19 protein-coding genes are annotated in these 16,291 nt (G+C 74.4%); 11 read left to right on the top strand and 8 right to left on the bottom strand.

The genetic code is table 11. The annotated features are described in order from the left end of the window. The first annotated feature begins 15 nt into the window (after nucleotides 1-15). Both EV386_RS00540 and ilvA read left to right on the top strand, forming a co-directional pair. The gene (locus EV386_RS00540) at nucleotides 16-1,353 is read left to right on the top strand and encodes an AI-2E family transporter (RefSeq protein WP_130411362.1); all 1,338 of its coding nucleotides are present in this window, start codon (nucleotides 16-18) and stop codon (nucleotides 1,351-1,353) included. Next, nucleotides 1,350-2,627, top strand: a complete 1,278-nt coding sequence (gene ilvA / locus EV386_RS00545; RefSeq protein WP_130411364.1) for a threonine ammonia-lyase — start codon at nucleotides 1,350-1,352, stop codon at nucleotides 2,625-2,627. Before EV386_RS00540 ends, ilvA begins: the two co-directional genes overlap by 4 nt. 119 nt (nucleotides 2,628-2,746) lie before the next feature. Here ilvA and greA read toward each other — a convergent pair whose 3' ends face one another. Together greA and EV386_RS00555 are read right to left on the bottom strand one after the other, a co-directional pair. Beyond that, nucleotides 2,747-3,229 (bottom strand): transcription elongation factor GreA, encoded by a 483-nt coding sequence (greA, locus tag EV386_RS00550; protein ID WP_130411366.1) that lies wholly within the window; start codon nucleotides 3,227-3,229, stop codon nucleotides 2,747-2,749. A 145-nt stretch (nucleotides 3,230-3,374) separates the two neighbouring features. After that, nucleotides 3,375-3,779, bottom strand: coding sequence for a DUF4307 domain-containing protein (locus EV386_RS00555; RefSeq protein WP_130411368.1), 405 nt, complete (start codon nucleotides 3,777-3,779; stop codon nucleotides 3,375-3,377). A 143-nt stretch (nucleotides 3,780-3,922) separates the two neighbouring features. Between EV386_RS00555 and mca the strand changes: the two genes are divergently transcribed. From mca to EV386_RS00570, 3 genes are read left to right on the top strand one after another with little or no spacing between them, the layout of a single operon-like run. Continuing rightward, nucleotides 3,923-4,804, top strand: coding sequence for a mycothiol conjugate amidase Mca (gene mca / locus EV386_RS00560; protein ID WP_130411370.1), 882 nt, complete (start codon nucleotides 3,923-3,925; stop codon nucleotides 4,802-4,804). Next, the gene (locus tag EV386_RS00565) at nucleotides 4,801-5,160 is read left to right on the top strand and encodes a hypothetical protein (protein WP_130411372.1); all 360 of its coding nucleotides are present in this window, start codon (nucleotides 4,801-4,803) and stop codon (nucleotides 5,158-5,160) included. Before mca ends, EV386_RS00565 begins: the two co-directional genes overlap by 4 nt. Then, the gene (locus EV386_RS00570) at nucleotides 5,157-5,984 is read left to right on the top strand and encodes a carbon-nitrogen hydrolase family protein (protein ID WP_242607761.1); all 828 of its coding nucleotides are present in this window, start codon (nucleotides 5,157-5,159) and stop codon (nucleotides 5,982-5,984) included. Before EV386_RS00565 ends, EV386_RS00570 begins: the two co-directional genes overlap by 4 nt. Before the next feature lie 82 nt (nucleotides 5,985-6,066). Here EV386_RS00570 and trhA read toward each other — a convergent pair whose 3' ends face one another. After that, on the bottom strand, nucleotides 6,067-6,732 hold the full coding sequence (gene trhA / locus EV386_RS00575; protein WP_130416681.1) for a PAQR family membrane homeostasis protein TrhA: 666 nt from the start codon (nucleotides 6,730-6,732) through the stop codon (nucleotides 6,067-6,069). Between the two features lie 283 nt (nucleotides 6,733-7,015). Between trhA and EV386_RS00580 the strand changes: the two genes are divergently transcribed. From EV386_RS00580 to hemQ, 6 genes are all read left to right on the top strand, one after another. Beyond that, nucleotides 7,016-7,777, top strand: coding sequence for an isoprenyl transferase (locus tag EV386_RS00580; protein ID WP_130411374.1), 762 nt, complete (start codon nucleotides 7,016-7,018; stop codon nucleotides 7,775-7,777). After that, a complete protein-coding gene (locus tag EV386_RS00585; RefSeq protein WP_130411376.1) occupies nucleotides 7,774-8,298 on the top strand; it encodes a MarR family winged helix-turn-helix transcriptional regulator in 525 nt (174 codons plus the stop codon). Before EV386_RS00580 ends, EV386_RS00585 begins: the two co-directional genes overlap by 4 nt. Nucleotides 8,299-8,378: 80 nt before the next feature. After that, nucleotides 8,379-9,554, top strand: a complete 1,176-nt coding sequence (locus tag EV386_RS00590; RefSeq protein WP_130411378.1) for a glycerate kinase — start codon at nucleotides 8,379-8,381, stop codon at nucleotides 9,552-9,554. 159 nt (nucleotides 9,555-9,713) lie between these two features. Continuing rightward, a complete protein-coding gene (locus EV386_RS00595; RefSeq protein WP_130411380.1) occupies nucleotides 9,714-10,121 on the top strand; it encodes a transferase in 408 nt (135 codons plus the stop codon). Between the two features lie 120 nt (nucleotides 10,122-10,241). After that, complete coding sequence (locus tag EV386_RS00600; RefSeq protein ID WP_130411382.1) at nucleotides 10,242-11,387, top strand: ferrochelatase; 1,146 nt, start codon at nucleotides 10,242-10,244, stop codon at nucleotides 11,385-11,387. Beyond that, nucleotides 11,384-12,148, top strand: a complete 765-nt coding sequence (gene hemQ / locus EV386_RS00605; protein WP_130411384.1) for a hydrogen peroxide-dependent heme synthase — start codon at nucleotides 11,384-11,386, stop codon at nucleotides 12,146-12,148. Before EV386_RS00600 ends, hemQ begins: the two co-directional genes overlap by 4 nt. A 170-nt stretch (nucleotides 12,149-12,318) precedes the next feature. Here the strand turns inward: hemQ and EV386_RS00610 are convergent, their stop codons facing one another. The 5 genes from EV386_RS00610 to EV386_RS00625 all read right to left on the bottom strand — a co-directional run bounded on the left by EV386_RS00610 (nucleotide 12,319) and on the right by EV386_RS00625 (nucleotide 16,261). After that, complete coding sequence (locus EV386_RS00610) at nucleotides 12,319-13,236, bottom strand: class I SAM-dependent methyltransferase (RefSeq protein ID WP_242607762.1); 918 nt, start codon at nucleotides 13,234-13,236, stop codon at nucleotides 12,319-12,321. A gap of 14 nt (nucleotides 13,237-13,250) precedes the next feature. Further along, nucleotides 13,251-14,516, bottom strand: coding sequence for a Glu/Leu/Phe/Val family dehydrogenase (locus EV386_RS00615; RefSeq protein ID WP_423218950.1), 1,266 nt, complete (start codon nucleotides 14,514-14,516; stop codon nucleotides 13,251-13,253). A gap of 60 nt (nucleotides 14,517-14,576) precedes the next feature. Next, on the bottom strand, nucleotides 14,577-14,990 hold the full coding sequence (locus tag EV386_RS18895) for an aldo/keto reductase (protein WP_341272792.1): 414 nt from the start codon (nucleotides 14,988-14,990) through the stop codon (nucleotides 14,577-14,579). Next, complete coding sequence (locus EV386_RS18900) at nucleotides 14,936-15,412, bottom strand: aldo/keto reductase (protein WP_341272793.1); 477 nt, start codon at nucleotides 15,410-15,412, stop codon at nucleotides 14,936-14,938. The genes EV386_RS18895 and EV386_RS18900 overlap by 55 nt, the downstream gene beginning before the upstream one ends. Before the next feature lie 63 nt (nucleotides 15,413-15,475). Beyond that, nucleotides 15,476-16,261, bottom strand: coding sequence for a helix-turn-helix domain-containing protein (locus tag EV386_RS00625; RefSeq protein ID WP_242607763.1), 786 nt, complete (start codon nucleotides 16,259-16,261; stop codon nucleotides 15,476-15,478). Nucleotides 16,262-16,291 lie beyond the last annotated feature (30 nt).

A 16,291-nucleotide genomic window follows, 5' to 3' on the forward strand; every position in this document is an offset into this window, starting at 1 on the left:
CGGGGAGAGGTCGCGGTGAGCGCTGGGCCGTCGCTGTCCGGGGCCGAGTCCGTCCCGCCCGCGGTGCGGGCGGCGGCGGCGTGGTCGTGGCGCCTGCTCCTGATCGGCGCGCTCGTCGCGGGCGTGCTGTGGTTGGTGTCGCAACTGCAGACCATCGTCGTGCCGGTGGCGGTCGCGCTGCTGGTCGCGGTGCTCCTGCGGCCCTTCCGTGACGGCTTGGAGCGCAGGGCGCGCCTGCCGCGCGGGCTGGCGACGGCGGTCTCGGTCGTCGGCCTGCTCGCGCTCGTCGCCGCGCTCGTCTCGCTCGCGGGCCGGCAGATCGTCGCGGGCTTCTCCGACCTGGCCGATCAAGCCGTCGCGGGCGTCAACGAGGTGCGCGAGTGGTTGGCCCACGGCCCGCTCGGCATCGGCAACGACCAGCTCAACGCGTACTGGGAGCAGATCAGCGACGCCCTGACCAGCGGCGACGGCACCTCAACCATCGTCACGGGCGCGCTCGGGGCCGCGACGACCGCCGGGCATGTGCTGGTCGGCGCGCTCATCGCGCTGTTCTGCACCATCTTCTTCCTCATCGACGGGCGTGGGATCTGGACCTGGCTGGTCAACCTGCTGCCGGTCACCGCGCGCGAGCGGGTCCACCAGGCGGGCCGGCGCGGCATCGTCACGCTCTCGGCCTACGTGCGCACCCAGGTGCTGGTCGCCTTCGTCGACGCCGTGGGCATCGGCGTCGGCGCCGCGTTCTTCGTCCCGGCGCTCGCGCTGCCGCTGGGCATCCTCGTGTTCGTCGGGTCGTTCGTGCCCATCGTCGGCGCGATCGTGACCGGGGCGATCGCGTGCGTCGTCGTGCTCGTGGCCCAGGGGTGGGTCGCGGCGCTGATCATGCTGGCCATCGTGCTGGCCGTGCAGCAGATCGAGGGCCACGTGCTCCAACCCTTCCTCATGGGCCACGCCGTCTCGCTGCACCCCGTGGCCGTGGTGCTGGTGGTCGCCGCGGGCTCGCTGGCCGCGGGCATCGTCGGCGCACTGTTCTCGGTGCCCCTCGTCGCGGTGCTCAACACGGTGATCCTGTACCTGCACGGCACCGACAAGTTCCCCGCGCTCGGCACCGACGACCATGTGCCGCTGCTGCGGCGGCGCCCGTCGCTGCCGGCCATCTCGCTGCCGGGGCGTACCGGGCTGCGCTGGACGGCCCGCGGCGGCGACGCCGTCGCGCAGGGCGAGAGCGCGGGCGTCCACAGCGCGGGCGGCGAGGGCGCAGAGGCAGAGAGCGCAGAGGCCGAGAGCGCGGGCGACGAGAGCGCGGGCGACGAGGACGCGCGCGGCGTGCGGCGCTCGAGCGGAGCCGACCGATGAGCGCCGGGCCGCCGACGACGTCGGGCGTCGCCCCGCACGCCGGACCTCCCGTGGTGACCATCGACGACGTGCGCGCCGCCGCACGGCTGCTGGAGGGCGTGGCGATCCGCACGCCCGTCCAGCCGTTCCGCGCGCTGGCCGAGGCCGCCGGCGTGCCCGTAGTCCTCAAACTGGAGAACCTGCAGCGCGCCGGCTCGTTCAAGGTGCGCGGCGCCTACACGCGCATGGCCCGGCTCTCGCAGGCCGAGCGCGACGCCGGCGTGGTCGCGGCGTCTGCGGGCAACCACGCGCAGGGCGTGGCGCTCGGCGCGCAACTGCTCGGCATCGACGCGGTCGTGTACATGCCCGTCGACGCGCCGCTGCCCAAGCTCGCGGCGACGCGCGGGTACGGCGCCGATGTGCGCCTGGTCGGGACCAGCGTCGACGAGGCGCTCGTCGCCGCGCGTGCCGACGCCGCGCGCTCGGGGCGCGTGCTCATCCACCCGTTCGACCACGTCGACGTCGTCGCCGGACAGGGCACCGTCGCGCTCGAGATCCTTGAGCAGACGCCCGACGTCGGCACGATCGTCGTGCCGCTCGGCGGCGGGGGGCTCGTGGCCGGGATCGCGACCGTGCTGGCCGAGGCCGCGCCGCACGTGCGCGTCGTCGGCGTCCAGGCCGAGATCGCGGCGGCCTATCCGGGCTCGCTCGCGGCCGGGCATCCGGTGTCGCGCGCGCTCGGGCCGACCATGGCCGACGGCATCGCGGTCGGCACACCGGGCGAGGTGCCGTTCGAGATCCTCGAACGCCTCGGCGTCGAGGTGCGCACGGTCAGCGAGGAGCAGATGTCGCGCGCGCTGCTGCTGGTCGCCGAGCGCGCCAAACTCGTCGTCGAGCCGTCGGGGGCCGCGGGCGTCGCCGCCGTCATGGCCGACCCGCGCGGGATGCCGGGCACCGTGGTGCCGCTGCTGACCGGCGGAAACATCGACCCGCTGCTGCTGATGCGCGTGATCCAGCACGGCATGGTCGCGGCCGGGCGCTACCTGCAACTCCAGGTGCGGGTCGACGACCGGCCCGGCGCGTTGGCGACGCTGGTGCAGACGGTCGCCGCGGCGGGCGGCAACATCATGCACGTCGACCACACGCGCACCGATGTCGCGCTCGGCGTCTTCGACGTCATGGTGACGATGCAGGTCGAGGCCAAGGGGCCCGAGCACTGCGCCCAGATCCTCGCGGCCCTGCGCGAGGCGGGATTCGAGACGCATCCCACCCGCGGGGCGCACCCGGCCGGGTAGCGGCGGCGTTCGCCCGACGCGGCCCCGAACGACAGAGCCCTCCGCCGGCCGCGGGTCGTGCCGCGGCGGGCGGAGGGCTCGGGGCCACGGGGCGTCAGCGCCCGCGGCGAAGCCTGCGCTCAGCCCACAAAAGGCTTGGCGCCGGTGATCTCGACGGTGAACACCTTGCCGTTCGGGGCGGTGTAGCTCACCGTGTCGCCGATGGAGTGGCCGTCGATGGCCGCCCCCAGGGGCGAGGTGGGGGAGTAGACGTCGACGTGCGTGGTGCCCGCGATCTCGCGCGAGCCGAGGAGGAACGTCATCGGCTCGCCGGCGAGCAGGACGTCGACGAGCATGCCAGCCTCGACCATCCCGTCGTCGGGCGGCGTGCCGATGTGCACGGTGCGCAGCTTCTCCGTGAGCTCACGGATGCGCGCCTCGTTCTTGGCCTGCTCCTCGCGGGCGGCGTGGTAGCCGCCGTTCTCCTTGAGGTCGCCTTCGTCGCGGGCAGCCGCGATGCGCTCCGCGATCTCGGTGCGGGCGGGCCCGGTGAGGTGCTCGAGCTCAGCCTTCAGCCGGTCGTGAGCCTCCTGGGTGAGCCAGGTGACAGCGGATTCGGACACGAGGGCTCTCCTTTCGTGATGCTCGGTCGCCTGGCTCTTGACCGCACGAAAGCCGCACCGACCGCGTCGGCACGCGTGTCGGTGAGGGCCAGGACTGCGTGAATCCCTCAGCCTAGCGCGCGACCACCCGGCCGAGGCAAGTCCATCAGTCCGCGACGCATCCGTCGACGACAGCGGCATCGGCCTTTTGCGACGTGCGCACGGTCACGCTGTAGCGCGCGGCGCCCGAATCGCTGGGACCCACCGGCACGCGCAGCGACCCCACCTCGGCGAAGCTCTCCGAGAGCGCGCCCACCGTGCACACCGCCGTCGTGCCGGGGCGCATCGAGACCTGGAAGTCGATCTCGATCTCCTCGGCGCTGGTCACCCGGAAGGAGACGACGTCGGCCTGGATGGGAGAGCGCTGATACTGCGCGACGGCGAACCATGCGGCCAGCGCCACGGCCACCGCGAGGGCCACCACGACGGCCACCTTGGCCAGTCGCGAGGACCCGCGCGCGGGGCGCCCGTACCGGTCGACGGGCGGTGTGGGCGGCTGTGCGGTGCTCATGGAGCATGATTGTGGTCGATGCGCGCGGCGCCGCCGACCTGCACGGGGTCGGAGGCGCGCTCCGGCGCGCACCGTAACGCCCCTGATCGTGGAGGTCAGCCTTGTCCAGCGCCCCTCTCGGCACCCCCGGCCGCCTGCGGCTGATGGCAGTGCACGCCCACCCTGACGACGAGTCGAGCAAGGGCGCCGGCACGACGGCGCGCTATGCCGCCGAGGGCGTCGAGGTGCTGGTGGTCACGTGTACGGGAGGTGAGCGCGGCGACGTGCTCAACCCCGCGTTCGAGGTCCCGCCGGGTCACGAGTTCGAGACGCTCGCGGGCAAGCGCGCCGTGCGCAGGCTGGAGATGGCCGCCGCGGCGAGCGCGCTCGGCGTGCGGCAGCACTGGCTCGGCTTCGTCGACTCGGGGCTGCCCGAGGGCGACCCGCTGCCGCCGCTGCCGCAGGACGCCTTCGCGCGCGTCCCGGTCGAGGTCGCGGCCGCGCCCGTGGTCGAGGCGGTGCGGCGCTTCCGTCCGCACGTGCTGACGACGTACGACCCGAGCGGCGGCTACCCGCACCCCGACCACGTCTACACGCACACGGTCTCGATGGAGGCGTGGCGGGCCGCGGGTGACCCGGCGCGCTACGTCGTCGACGGCGGAGCGCCACCGTGGACGCCGCTCAAGCTGTACTACAACCACGGCTTCTCGCTCGCCCGGCTGCGCGCCGTGCACGAGGCGATGGAGGGTCTGGGCCTGGAGTCGCCGTTCGGGGACTGGATCGAGTCGCGCGCGGCGCGCGAGATCCCCGAGCGTCAGGTGACCACACGCGTCACCGTGGCCGACTACTTCGGCCAGCGCGACGCCGCGTTGGTCGCGCACGCCTCGCAGATCGACCCGACCGGCTTCTTCTTCGCGGTGCCGCGCGACGTCGAGGCGGATGTGTGGCCCTGGGAGGAGTACGAGCTCGCGGCATCGCGCGTGCCGGTCGAGCCCGAGGAGGACGACCTGTTCGCGGGCGTCCGCGGAACGCAGGAGGCACGATGAGCGCGCTCGCCCTGGCGACGGGGATCACGGCCGGGCTGGCGGCCGCCGCGCCGTCGCCCTCGCCCTCGCCCGCCAAGCAACTCGACGCGACCACGGTGACGCCCGGGATCGCCGGGTTCATCGCGACGTTCCTGCTGGTCCTCGCCGCGATCGGGCTGTTCCTGCTCATGTCGCGCTCGCTGCGGCGCACGGGGCACAACGCGCGGTTGCGCGGGCTGGAGGTCCCCGAGTCCGCGCAGGGTGTGCGGCGCGGGAGGCTGCCCGTGCGCCGCGCCGAGCCCACCGCGCCGGGCGTGCTCGACGGCGGCACGCCGTTCGCGGCGCCGGACGCTCCCGGGCAGAGCCCGGACGCGTGACGGCGCCGGACGAGGCGGCGAGCACGGCGGGCGTGCGCGTCACGGTCGCGCAGGTCGAGGTCTCCCGCGACCACGCCGCCAACCGCGATGCCGTCACCGCCGTCGTGCGCGAGGCGGCCGAGGCGGGCGCCGACCTGGTGGCGCTGCCCGAGTACGCCTCGGGCTACGAGCGGCGCGGGGTCGGCCCGGCGCACGCCGAGCCGCTCGACGGGCCGTTCGTCACGCTGCTGCGCTCGCTCGCCGCCGAGCACGGGCTGGCGGTGGTCGCGGGAATGACGCTGCCGGGTCGGTCGCCGCAGCGGGCCGTCAACGCCGTCGTCGCGGTGGGGGCCGACGGCGAGGTCGCGGGCGTCTACCGCAAGGTGCACCTGTACGACGCGTTCGGGTCGCGTGAGTCGGACACGCTGGAGCCGGGGCCGCTCGACGCCCGGCCGCTGACATTCGCCGTCGGCGGCCTCACGTTCGGCGTGCTGACGTGCTACGACCTGCGCTTCCCCGAGTCGGCGCGGCGCGCGGTGGACGCGGGGGCACAGGCGCTGCTGGTGCCCGCGGCGTGGGTCGCCGGGCCGCTCAAGGCCGACCACTGGCGGACGCTCTTGCGCGCCCGCGCGATCGAGAACACCGCGGCCGTGGTCGGCGTCGGCATGGCGGGCCACGGGACGACGGGCCGCTCGCTGGTGGCGGGCCCGGACGGCGTCGTGACCCTGGAGTTGGGCGATGGCCCGCAGACGGCGACGGTCACCCTGGACCCGGCCGCGATCACCCGCACGCGCGCGGCCAACCCGTCGCTGGCCAACCGCCGCTACACCACCGCGCCGCGGTAGCCGCCGAAGCGCCCAGGGCGGGCGCACAGCGCGGCGCGCGCACCGGGCCGCTATCGCACCGGACCGCTATCGCACCGGGCCGCTATCGCGCGGCGAGGGCGGCGATGAAGATGGCGACCGTGTGGCAGCCGAAGCCGACGACCGTCAGGGCGTGGAAGATCTCGTGGAAGCCGAACCAGCGCGGGGACGGGTTGGGGAACTTGGTGCCGTAGATGACCGCGCCGAGCGTGTACGCGACGCCGCCGGCGATGACGAGCCACACGACGGCGGGGCCGCCGCTGGCCCAGAACTGGTGCATGTAGGCGACCGCGACCCAGCCGAGCGCCACGTACACGGGCACGTAGACCCATCGCGGCGCGCTCATCCAGAACACCCGCGCGAGCAGCCCGACAACGGAGCCGCCCCATACGAGGGCCAGGAGCACCGTCGCGGTCCGCGTGTCGAGCAGCAGCACCGCGAGCGGCGTGTAGGTGCCGGCGATGATGAGGAAGATGTTCGAGTGGTCCATGCGCCGCAGCACCGCGGCGACCTTGGCCGACCAGGTGCCGCGGTGGTAGACGGCGCTGGTGCCGAACAGCGACAGCGACGTCACGGTGAAGACGGTCGCGGCGACCCGGCCGGCGACGGGTGGCGACAGCACGATGAGCACGATGCCCGCGGCGAGCGCGAGCGGCGTCGTCACGGCGTGGATCCACCCGCGCAACTTGGGCTTGATCTGTGCGACGGCGGTGCTCATCGAGGTCCCCATCGTCTGGACGGTCTGGGTGACCGCGTTGCGCGCGACGTCGATCGCGTCGGGCACGAGGTCGCCGGAGCGAGGGTCGGCGTGCGTTGCCACGGGGCCTCCTGAGGTGGGTGGGGTGTGGTGGTCGACCACGAACCTACGCTTGCGTAGGTTACGCCACCGTAGCCGACGGCGCCCAGCGGCGGCGGCCGTGCGCCGTGCGCAACGGGTGAAGATCTGGGATCGGCGCTGAACGCGAGGCAGGGCGTCGTCGGACGTGCGCGTCGCGGCCCGGTAACGTTGACGCGTGCGACAGCCTCAAACGCTTTACCGTCTGTACGAGCGTCGCCTCGCCGCCGGACTCACCCCCGACCGTGTGCCCCGACACGTGGGCGTGATCCTCGACGGCAACCGCCGTTGGGCGAAGTCCTTCGGCGAGACGGCGGCCACCGGTCACCGTCGCGGCGCCGACAAGATCGCCGAGTTCCTCGGCTGGGCCGAGGACCTGGGCATCGAGGTCGTCACGCTGTGGATGCTGTCGACCGACAACCTCAGCCGCTCCGCCACCGAGCTCGGCGACCTGCTCGACATCATCGAGGACGCCGTGCGCGGCCTGTCCGACTCGCGGCGCTGGCGCCTGCGCGTCGTGGGGCGACTGGACCTGCTGCCCGAGCGCCTGGCCGCCGCGGTGCGCGACGCGTCCGAGCGCACCGCCGGGGTCACGGGCCTGCAGGTCAACGTCGCGATCGGCTACGGCGGGCGGCACGAGATCGCCGACGCCGTGCGCGCCTACCTGCGCCAGCAGGCCGAGGCCGGCGCGACGCTCGCCGAGCTCGCCGAGCGCATCGACGTGGGCGACATCGCCGAGCACCTGTACACCGCAGGCCAACCGGACCCCGAGCTGGTCATCCGCACCTCGGGTGAGCAGCGCATCGGCGGGTTCCTCATGTGGCAGTCGGCCCACTCGGAGCTGTATTTCTGCGAGGCGTACTGGCCCGACTTCCGCCGCGTGGACTTCTTGCGAGCGCTGCGCGACTTCACCCAACGCGAGCGCAGGCTCGGGCGGTGACCTCGCCGCGCGGCGCCGCACCGCCCGCCGACGAAGGCGCGGCGGGGCGCGGCGAGCGCGTCCACGAGGGCGACCGGCGGGCCGCCGCCACCTGGCAGGCCCTCTTCCGCACGCAGGCCCTGCTGCTGCGGCGCCTGCAGGACGACCCGATCTGGGACGACGTCTCCCTGCGCGAGTACGACGTGCTGTTCGCGCTGGCCTCCGCGGGCGGCGCGCTGCGCCTGCGCGATCTGACCGAGAGCCTCTACCTGGTCCAGTCGTCGGTCTCGCGGCTCGTCGCGCGCATGGCGGCGCGCGGCCTGGTGAGCCGCTCGGTGCCGTCCGACGACGCGCGCGGCACGCTCGTGACCATCACCGGCGAGGGGCGCCGCGTGCAGCGTGAGGTCGGCGCCCGGCACGTGCAGGCCATCGGCCGCTACGTGGGCGACGCGCTCGACGACGACCAGCAGCGCGCGCTGCGCGCCCTGCTCGACGCGCTGCGCAAGGCCCAGCCGCGCATCGCGGACATCGAGCGCCCCTGACGCGAGCGCCGTGCGCGCCGCCCGACGCGCGTGCGACGGCGCGCCCGGCCCGCGGGTCGACGCCCAGTATCGTCGCCCAGATGACCCTCACCACCACGGACCCCGCCTCCGCCGGCCCGCACGTCGTCGTCGCCCCCGACTCCTTCAAGGGGTCGCTCGACGCGATCGAGGTGGCCGAGGCCATCGCCGCGGGCGTGCTCGCCGCCGTCCCGACGGCCCGGGTCACGCGCCTGCCGATGGCCGACGGCGGTGAGGGGTCGCTCGCGGCGCTCGCCGCGGCGTGGCGGGTGCCGCAGCACGAGCTCGACACGGTCGACGCCCTGGGGCGCCCGACCACGGCGCGTTGGGCGACCTCGCCGGACGGGCGCACCGGCGTCGTCGAGCTCGCCTCGGCGTCCGGGCTGCCCGCCGTCGCCGACGCCGAGCCGCAGCCGCTGCACGCCCACACGCGCGGCACGGGTGAGGTCGCCGCGGCGGTGCTCTCGGCGGGCGTCGAGGAGGTGCTGGTGTGCCTGGGCGGCTCGGCGTCGACCGACGGCGGCGCCGGGGTGCTCGCCGGGCTGGGTGCGCGCATGCTCGACGCCGACGGCGTCGAGGTGCCCGACGGCGGGCAGGGCCTGGCGCGCGTGGCCTCGCTCGACCTGACGGGCCTGCACCCGCGGGCGCGTCAGGTGCGCTGGCGGCTCGCCGTCGACGTCACGAGCTCGTTGACCGGTGAGCACGGCGCCGCGGCGGTTTACGGGCCGCAGAAGGGCGCCGGGCCGGGCGACGTCGCGTTCCTCGACGAGGCCCTTGCGCGCTGGGCGGGCGTGCTCGAACGCGAGACGGGGCGCGCGGTGCGCTCGCTGCCGGGCGCGGGAGCCGCGGGCGGCGTGCCCGCAGCGCTCGTCGCCGTGTTCGGCGCGGCCGTCGAGCGCGGGGCCGACCTGGTCGCCGAGGCCGTCGGGCTGCCCGCGGCGCTCGCGGACGCCGACCTGGTCATCACGGGCGAGGGGTCGTTCGACTCGCAGTCCTCGCGCGGCAAGGCGCCCGACGGCGTCGCGCGCGCCGCGGCGGCCTCGCCCGCCCACCCGCCGGTGGTCGTCATCGCCGGGCAGGTGTTGATGCCCGCGGCGCAGTCGCGCGCCTCCGGCATCCGGGCCGCGTTCTCGATCGCGAACGGGCCGCTCGGGCTCGACGAGCTCGTGGCGCACACGGCGCAGCGGCTGACCGAGACGGCGGCGCACGTCGCCGCGCTGGCGCTCGGCGAGGGCTGAGCGGCGCTCGCGGCGCCCCGTGCGACCTGCGCCGTCTTGACTGGCGGGCGCCCGAGGCAGAGGTCTGACCACGCTGGAATACTGGCGGCGCAAGCGCTGTTCTTCACAAGTCGCCTGCCGACGAGCCTGTCGGCGCGCAGCGCATGGCAGGAGGTTCACATGACCCGCCGCAATACGAGCCGCGTGGAGTTCGAGGAGTACGGGCGCACGGTGGTCTACCGGCGTCACCGCAATGGCGGAGGGCTCGTGTCGCCGAACGCCTCGGTCGACGCCACGGCGTTCGTCGCGAGCGACGCGTGGATCGAGGACGGCGCCCGGGTGGGCGCGCGGACGACGGTGGGCGCGGGCAGCTGGGTCGACGTGGACGCGGACGTCGGCGACGGCGTCGTCATCGGGCCCAACGTGCACGTGGGCCAGCGCGCCGAGGTCGGCGACGAGGTGCACCTGGGCAAGGGCGTGCGCCTCGGCGCCGACGTGCGCGTTGCGGCGCGCACGCGTCTGCCGGAGGACTTTGTGGTCGCGCCGGGCGAGGTCGTGCACCGCACCCGCTGGGGCGTCGCCGCCTGACGCGACGCCCGCGCCGCGGGCCGAGCCCCACCCCGTAGTGACACGCCGTCTGGACAACGTCACGTCGGGCGGGCCGCCTGACGGTCCGAACCCCAGGGCGGCGGTGGAATGATGCCTACCATGCCGACTGAGACCGCGGCGCTTGACGCGCGCCCTTACGACGCCCTGATGCTCTACTCCTTCGGCGGGCCCGACAAGCCCGAGGACGTCGTCCCGTTCCTGCGCAACGTGACCGCCGGCAAGGGAATCCCCGACTCACGGCTCGAGGCCGTGGGCGAGCACTACTACGGGTTCGGCGGCAAGAGCCCCATCAACGAGCAGAACCTCGCGCTCAAGGCCGCGCTGGAGAAGGAGATCGCCGAGCGCGGACTCGACCTTCCCGTGGTGTGGGGCAACCGCAACTGGGCGCCCTACACGACCGACGCGGTCGACGAGCTCGAGGCGATGGGCGCCACGCGCGCCGTGACCCTGGTGACCAGCGCGTACTCCTCCTACAGCGGCTGCCGCCAGTACCGCGAGGACCTGGCGACCGTGCTCGACCAGCGCGGCCAACTCGGCCCGGAGGGCTCGACGGGAGTGCGGTTCGACAAGATCCGCTCCTACTTCAACACCCCCGGCTACGTGCAGGGCAACGCCGACGCCGTCGTCGAGGCCTACGCGACGCTCGCCGCGCAGGGCGGCGACCCGGCCGCGGCCCGGCTCCTGTTCGTCACGCACTCCATCCCGGCGACCATGGACGCCGCGTCCGGCGTCGGTCACGCAACCTACCGTGAGCAGCACCTCGACATCGCCGCGCTCGTGGCGGCGCAGGCGGGCGAGCGACTGGGCCACGCCGTCGAGTGGGAGCTCGCCTACTGCTCGCGCTCGGGCCCGCCGCACCAGCCGTGGCTTGAGCCCGACGTCAACGACCGCCTCGGCGAGTTCGCCCAGGCCGGGGTGCGCGACGTCGTGATCTCCCCGATCGGGTTCGTCTCCGACCACATGGAGGTCGCCTACGACCTCGACACCGAGGCGCTGGCCACGGCCCGCGAGCACGGCATGGTCGCCGTGCGCGCCGGGACCGTCGGCACGCGTGAGGTGTTCGTGAGGCAGCTCGTCGACCTCGTGCTCGAGCGCGCCGCGCTCGCGCGTGGCGAGGACGTCGAGCAGGCCGTGGTGGGGTCGCTCCCCGCCTTCCCATCCGTCACGCCGAATGACTGCTGTCTGCGCGTTCACGAGCAGCCCAGCGGCATCCCGGCCCTGTGCAGTGAGGACATGCACCGATGAGCGAGTCTCACCACCACGCCGACACCGGCGACGCCGTCGACACCACCGCCATCAACGAGACCATCCGCTACGCCATCATCGCGACCTTCGCGACGACGCAGCCGCTGCCCGCCGACGACGACGAGCGCGCCGCGCTGGTCCGCGCCGCCGAGGACGCGCTGTGGGCTGGCCAGCCCGAGTCCGCGCGCGACGCGGCCCGCGCGAGCGGCGACGTCGTCGTGCGCGGCGTGTACGACGTCGCCGGCCTGCGCGCCGACGCCGACCTCATGGTCTGGGCGCACGGCCCCTCGGTCGAGTCCGTGCAGGGCGTGTTCCACCGGCTGCGCGCGTCCGACCTGGGCGCCGCGCTCGAGCCCGTCTGGTCGGTCGTGGCGCTGCACCGCGCCGCCGAGTTCAACAAGGGCCACGTGCCGGCGTTCCTCGCGGGCGAGCAGCCGCGCGGGTACCTGTGCGTCTACCCGTTCGTGCGCTCGTACGACTGGTACCTGCTACCCGACGACGAGCGCCGCGCCATGCTGCGCGACCACGGCATGGCCGCGGCCGGGTACGCCGACGTGCGCGCCAACACCATGAGCACGTTCGCGCTGTCGGACTACGAGTGGCTGCTCGCGTTCGAGGCCGACGAGCTGCACCGCATCGTCGACCTCATGCGCGATCTGCGCGCCACCGAGGCGCGCCGGCACGTGCGCGAGGAGGTCCCGTTCTTCACGGGCCCGCGCGTCACGCTCGCCGACTGGGCCGCGTCCCAACCCCGCGCCTGACCGCCGCGCCCGCCCGGTGGTTGAGCCTGTCGAAACCACGCCGCCGCGCCCGCCCGGTGGTTGAGCCTGTCGAAACCACCCCAGTCATGACGCGTGGTTTCGACGGGCTCAACCAGCGGGGTGGGCGGTTTCGACGGGCTCAACCAGCGGGGTGGGCGGTTTCGACGGGCTCAACCGGCGGGGGCGCGCGTCGCGACGACGACCATCGCGGCCGTCTCGTCGTCCTCATGGACCTGGGCGCGCAGCCCGGCCTGCGCCAACAGCGCCCGCGCCGCGGTGAGCTGCCGCCCGTCTCCGAGCTCGAACAGCAGGGCCCCGTCGTGTGCGAGCCACGTGGGCGCCGCGGCGATCACCCGTCGCAGCACCGCCAGGCCGTCGGCCCCGCCGTCGAGCGCGCGCACGGGCTCGTGCTCGCGCGCCTCGGGCGGCAGCAGCGCGATGGCGGCCGTCGGCACATAGGGGGCGTGGCACAGCAGCAGGTCGACGCGCCCGCGCAGCGTGGGTGGCAGCGGCGCGTCCAGGTCGCCCGTGTGGACGGCGGCGCCGAGGTCCGCGAGGTTGCGCGCCGCGCACGCGCTCGCGGCCGGGTCGACGTCGGCCGCATGGAGAGTGACGGCGCGTCCGGCCTCGCGTAGCGCGATCGTCACCGCGCCGCCCAGCGCGCCGACGCCGCAGCACAGGTCGACCACGGTGACCGTCGCGTCGCCCGGTCCGCCATCGCCCGGTCCGCCATCGCCCGGTCCGCCATCGCCCCATCCGGGATCGACCCGTGCGTCGCCGCCGTCGTCGTGCCGCACCACCCGCACCGCCGCCTCGACCAACAACTCCGAGCGCTGCCGCGGCACGAACACCCCCGGCGCGACGGCCCAGCGCCGCCCGGCGAACGCGACCCAGCCGAGCACGTGCTCCAGCGGCTCACCCGCCACGCGCCGCGCGACCAGGCGTTCGAGTCGGGCGTCCGCGTCGGGGCCTGCCGCCTCGCGCAACAGCGCGGCCTCCTCCTCGGCGAACACGCAGCCCGCCGCGCGCAGACGCGCCACGAGCGGGTCTGGCACGAGCGGGTCCGGCGAGGGCGGTGCGCTGGCCACCCGGCGATGGTAGGTCAGGGGTACAGGCCGCGGGTCTTGTGCGCCTCGGCGACGCGCTTCACACCGATCGCCAGCGCGGCGTCGCGCAGCGACAGGCCCTCACGCCGCGCGAGGTCGGCCACGGCGGAGTACGCCGCGACCATGCGGTGCTCCAGCCGCTCCGCGATCTCCCGCTCGGTCCACCAGTACGTCTGATTGGCCTGGACCCACTCGAAGTAGGAGACGACGACGCCGCCCGCGTTGGCCAGCACGTCGGGCACCACCGTCACGCCGTTCTTGGCGAGCACCTCGTCGCCCTCGGTCGTGGTGGGGCCGTTGGCGCCCTCGACCACGAACCGCGCGCGCACGTCGTGCGCCGTCACCTCGTCGATGACCCCCTGGGTCGCGGCGGGCACCAGCACGTCGACGTCCAGGGCCAGCAGCTCGTCGTTGGTGAGCGCGTCGGCGTTGTCGAAGCCCACAACCGTCCCGGTCGCCGCGACGTGCTCGGTCAGCCGGCCGACGTCGAGGCCGTCGTCGGCGCGCACGGCGCCGTCGACGTCGGACACGGCGACGACGCGCGCTCCGGCCCGCGCGAAGATCTGCGCGGCGTGCGAGCCGACCTTGCCGAAGCCTTGGACCGCGATGGTGCGGCCGTCCAGCGGCTCGCCTGCGGTGCGCAGCGCCGACTCGGTGACGTGGACGACGCCGGCGCTGGTCGCGGTGCTGCGGCCCAGCGACCCGCCGACGGCGATGGGCTTGCCGGTGACGATCGCGGGGATGGTGTGGCCCTGATTGACCGAGTAGGTGTCCATGACCCAGGCCATGGTCTGCTCGTCGGTGCCCATGTCGGGGGCCATGATGTCGGTGTCCGGGCCGATCATCGGCATGATCTCGGAGGTGTAGCGCCGCGTGACGCGCTCGAGCTCCGAGGCCGAGTGCTCGCGCGGGTCGATCGCGACACCGCCCTTCGCGCCGCCGAACGGCAGGTCGACGACGGCGCACTTCCACGTCATCCACATCGCCAGCGCGCGCACCTCGTCGATGTCGACGGAGGGGTGGTAGCGCAGGCCGCCCTTGCCGGGCCCGCGCGAGACGTTGTGCTGCACGCGGAAGCCGTGGAACAGGCGGATCTCGCCCGAGTCCATGCGCAGCGGGACCGAGACGTGCACCTCGCGTCGCGGCGTGGCGAGGTTGGCGTGCAGGCCGTCGTCGTACCCGAGATGGCGCACGGCGGCGGCGAGCTGCGCTTGGGCGGTGGCGAGTGGGGACTGGGTGTGTGGCTCGGACGGCGTCGTCACGCACCCCAAACTAGCCATCGCGGGGCCAGTTGGCGACGGCGCCCGTCGTGAAGGGCCCGTTCAGTGCCCGAACGAGTCGGAGTCGGTCACGTGCGCCTCGCCGCGGTCCAGCGCGTCGATCGCCGCGACCTGCGCGGCGCTCAGCGTGAAGTCGAAGATGGCGAGGTTCTCGGCCTGCCGCCGCGGGTCGGCGGACTTGGGGATGGGCACGTAGCCGTGCTGGGTGTGCCAGCGCAGCACGACCTGGGCGGGCGTGACGCCGTGCTCGCGCGCCGCCGTCACGACCGCGGGCTCGGCCAGCATCGCGGCGGGCTTGATCGGGCTCCACGACTCGGTCACGGCGCCGTGCGCGGCGTTCGCGGCGACGCTCGCGGTGCGCAGCGCGTACGGGTTGAGGTTGATCTGGTTGACGTCGGGCGTCACGCCGGTCGCCGCCACGACGCGCTCCAGGTGTGCGGGCTTGAAGTTGGACATGCCGATCGCGCGCACCTTGCCCGCATCGAGCAGCGCGGCCAGCCCTCCCACGCCTGCGGGTAGGCGCCCTGGTCGGGGTTGGGCCAGTGGATGAGGAACAGGTCCAGGTAGTCGAGGCCCAGGCGGCGCACGCTGTTCTCCCATGCGGTGCGCACCCCCTCGACGGAGTGCCACTGGCGGTTGAGCTTGGTGGTCACGAAGACGTCCTCGCGCGGCACGCCCGCGTCACGCAGTCCCTGCCCGACGCCGGCCTCGTTGCGGTAGTTCTCGGCGGTGTCGACCAGGCGGTAACCGGCCTCGACGGCGGTGGCGACCGCGCGGGCCGCCTCGGCGTCGTCCATGGGCCAGGTGCCCAGGCCGATCGCGGGCAGCGCCGCGCCGTGGGTGAGCGGGATCGTGGGGATGGTGGTGGGTGCGCTCATGGCGTCAACCTACGTCGTGGGGCGTGGGCGCCGCGCTCGGCGCCGCCTGGCGCCACGGCGCCGTCAGCGCCGGCGCGCCCGACGCCGGAACGACGACGGCGTCTCGCCCGTCAGACGGGCGAACTGCCGCGAGAACGACGGCTGGTCGTAGAACCCCGCGGCGTGCGCGACCTGGGCGAGCGGAGTCGTCGTCTCCGCCAGCAACCGCGCGGCGCGGTCGGTGCGCGCGCGCAGCACGAGTTGGCGCGGGGAGATGCCGAACACCCGGCGCACCTGACGGTCGAGCGTGCGCGGCTCGCAGCCGGCCAACGCGGCGAGCGCCGCGAGGCTCAGCGGCGCCGACGGCGTCGCCTCCAGGTGCGCCGCCACGCCCGCGCTCAGCCGGGACATGGCGTCCATCGTGGCGTCGTCGGCGTCCCGCGAGCGCAGGTCCTGGGACACCGACACGAGCCCGACGACCTGGCCGTCGTCGCCGCGCACCGAGAGCTTGGAGGTCAGGAACCAGCCCGGCTGGCCACCCGGCCGGCGGATGAGCTCGAGCTCGCCGCGCAGCGGGCGGCCGGTGCGCAGCACCTCGCCGTCCTGCGCCTCGTAGCGCTCGGCGAGGTCGGGGACGAACAGGTCGACGGCGCGGCGCCCGACGACGTCGCGCCGTGAGCGGGCGTGCGCGCGGCGCACGAACACCTCGTTGACCAGCACGTAGCGGCCCGAGGTGTCCTTGGCGCAGAACATGACCTCCGACAGGTCGTCCATGAGACCGACCATGGCGGGGGAGAGGGCGGTGAGCAGCGCGTCGCCCTCGGGCCACCCCACGGTGTCCCCGTCTGACTTGTCGGATTCGCGCGCCATGGAGCCCACAACAGTACAAGACGGCCGCCG

The sequence above is a fragment of the Xylanimonas ulmi genome (assembly GCF_004216535.1).
Taxonomy (GTDB): domain Bacteria; phylum Actinomycetota; class Actinomycetes; order Actinomycetales; family Cellulomonadaceae; genus Xylanimonas; species Xylanimonas ulmi.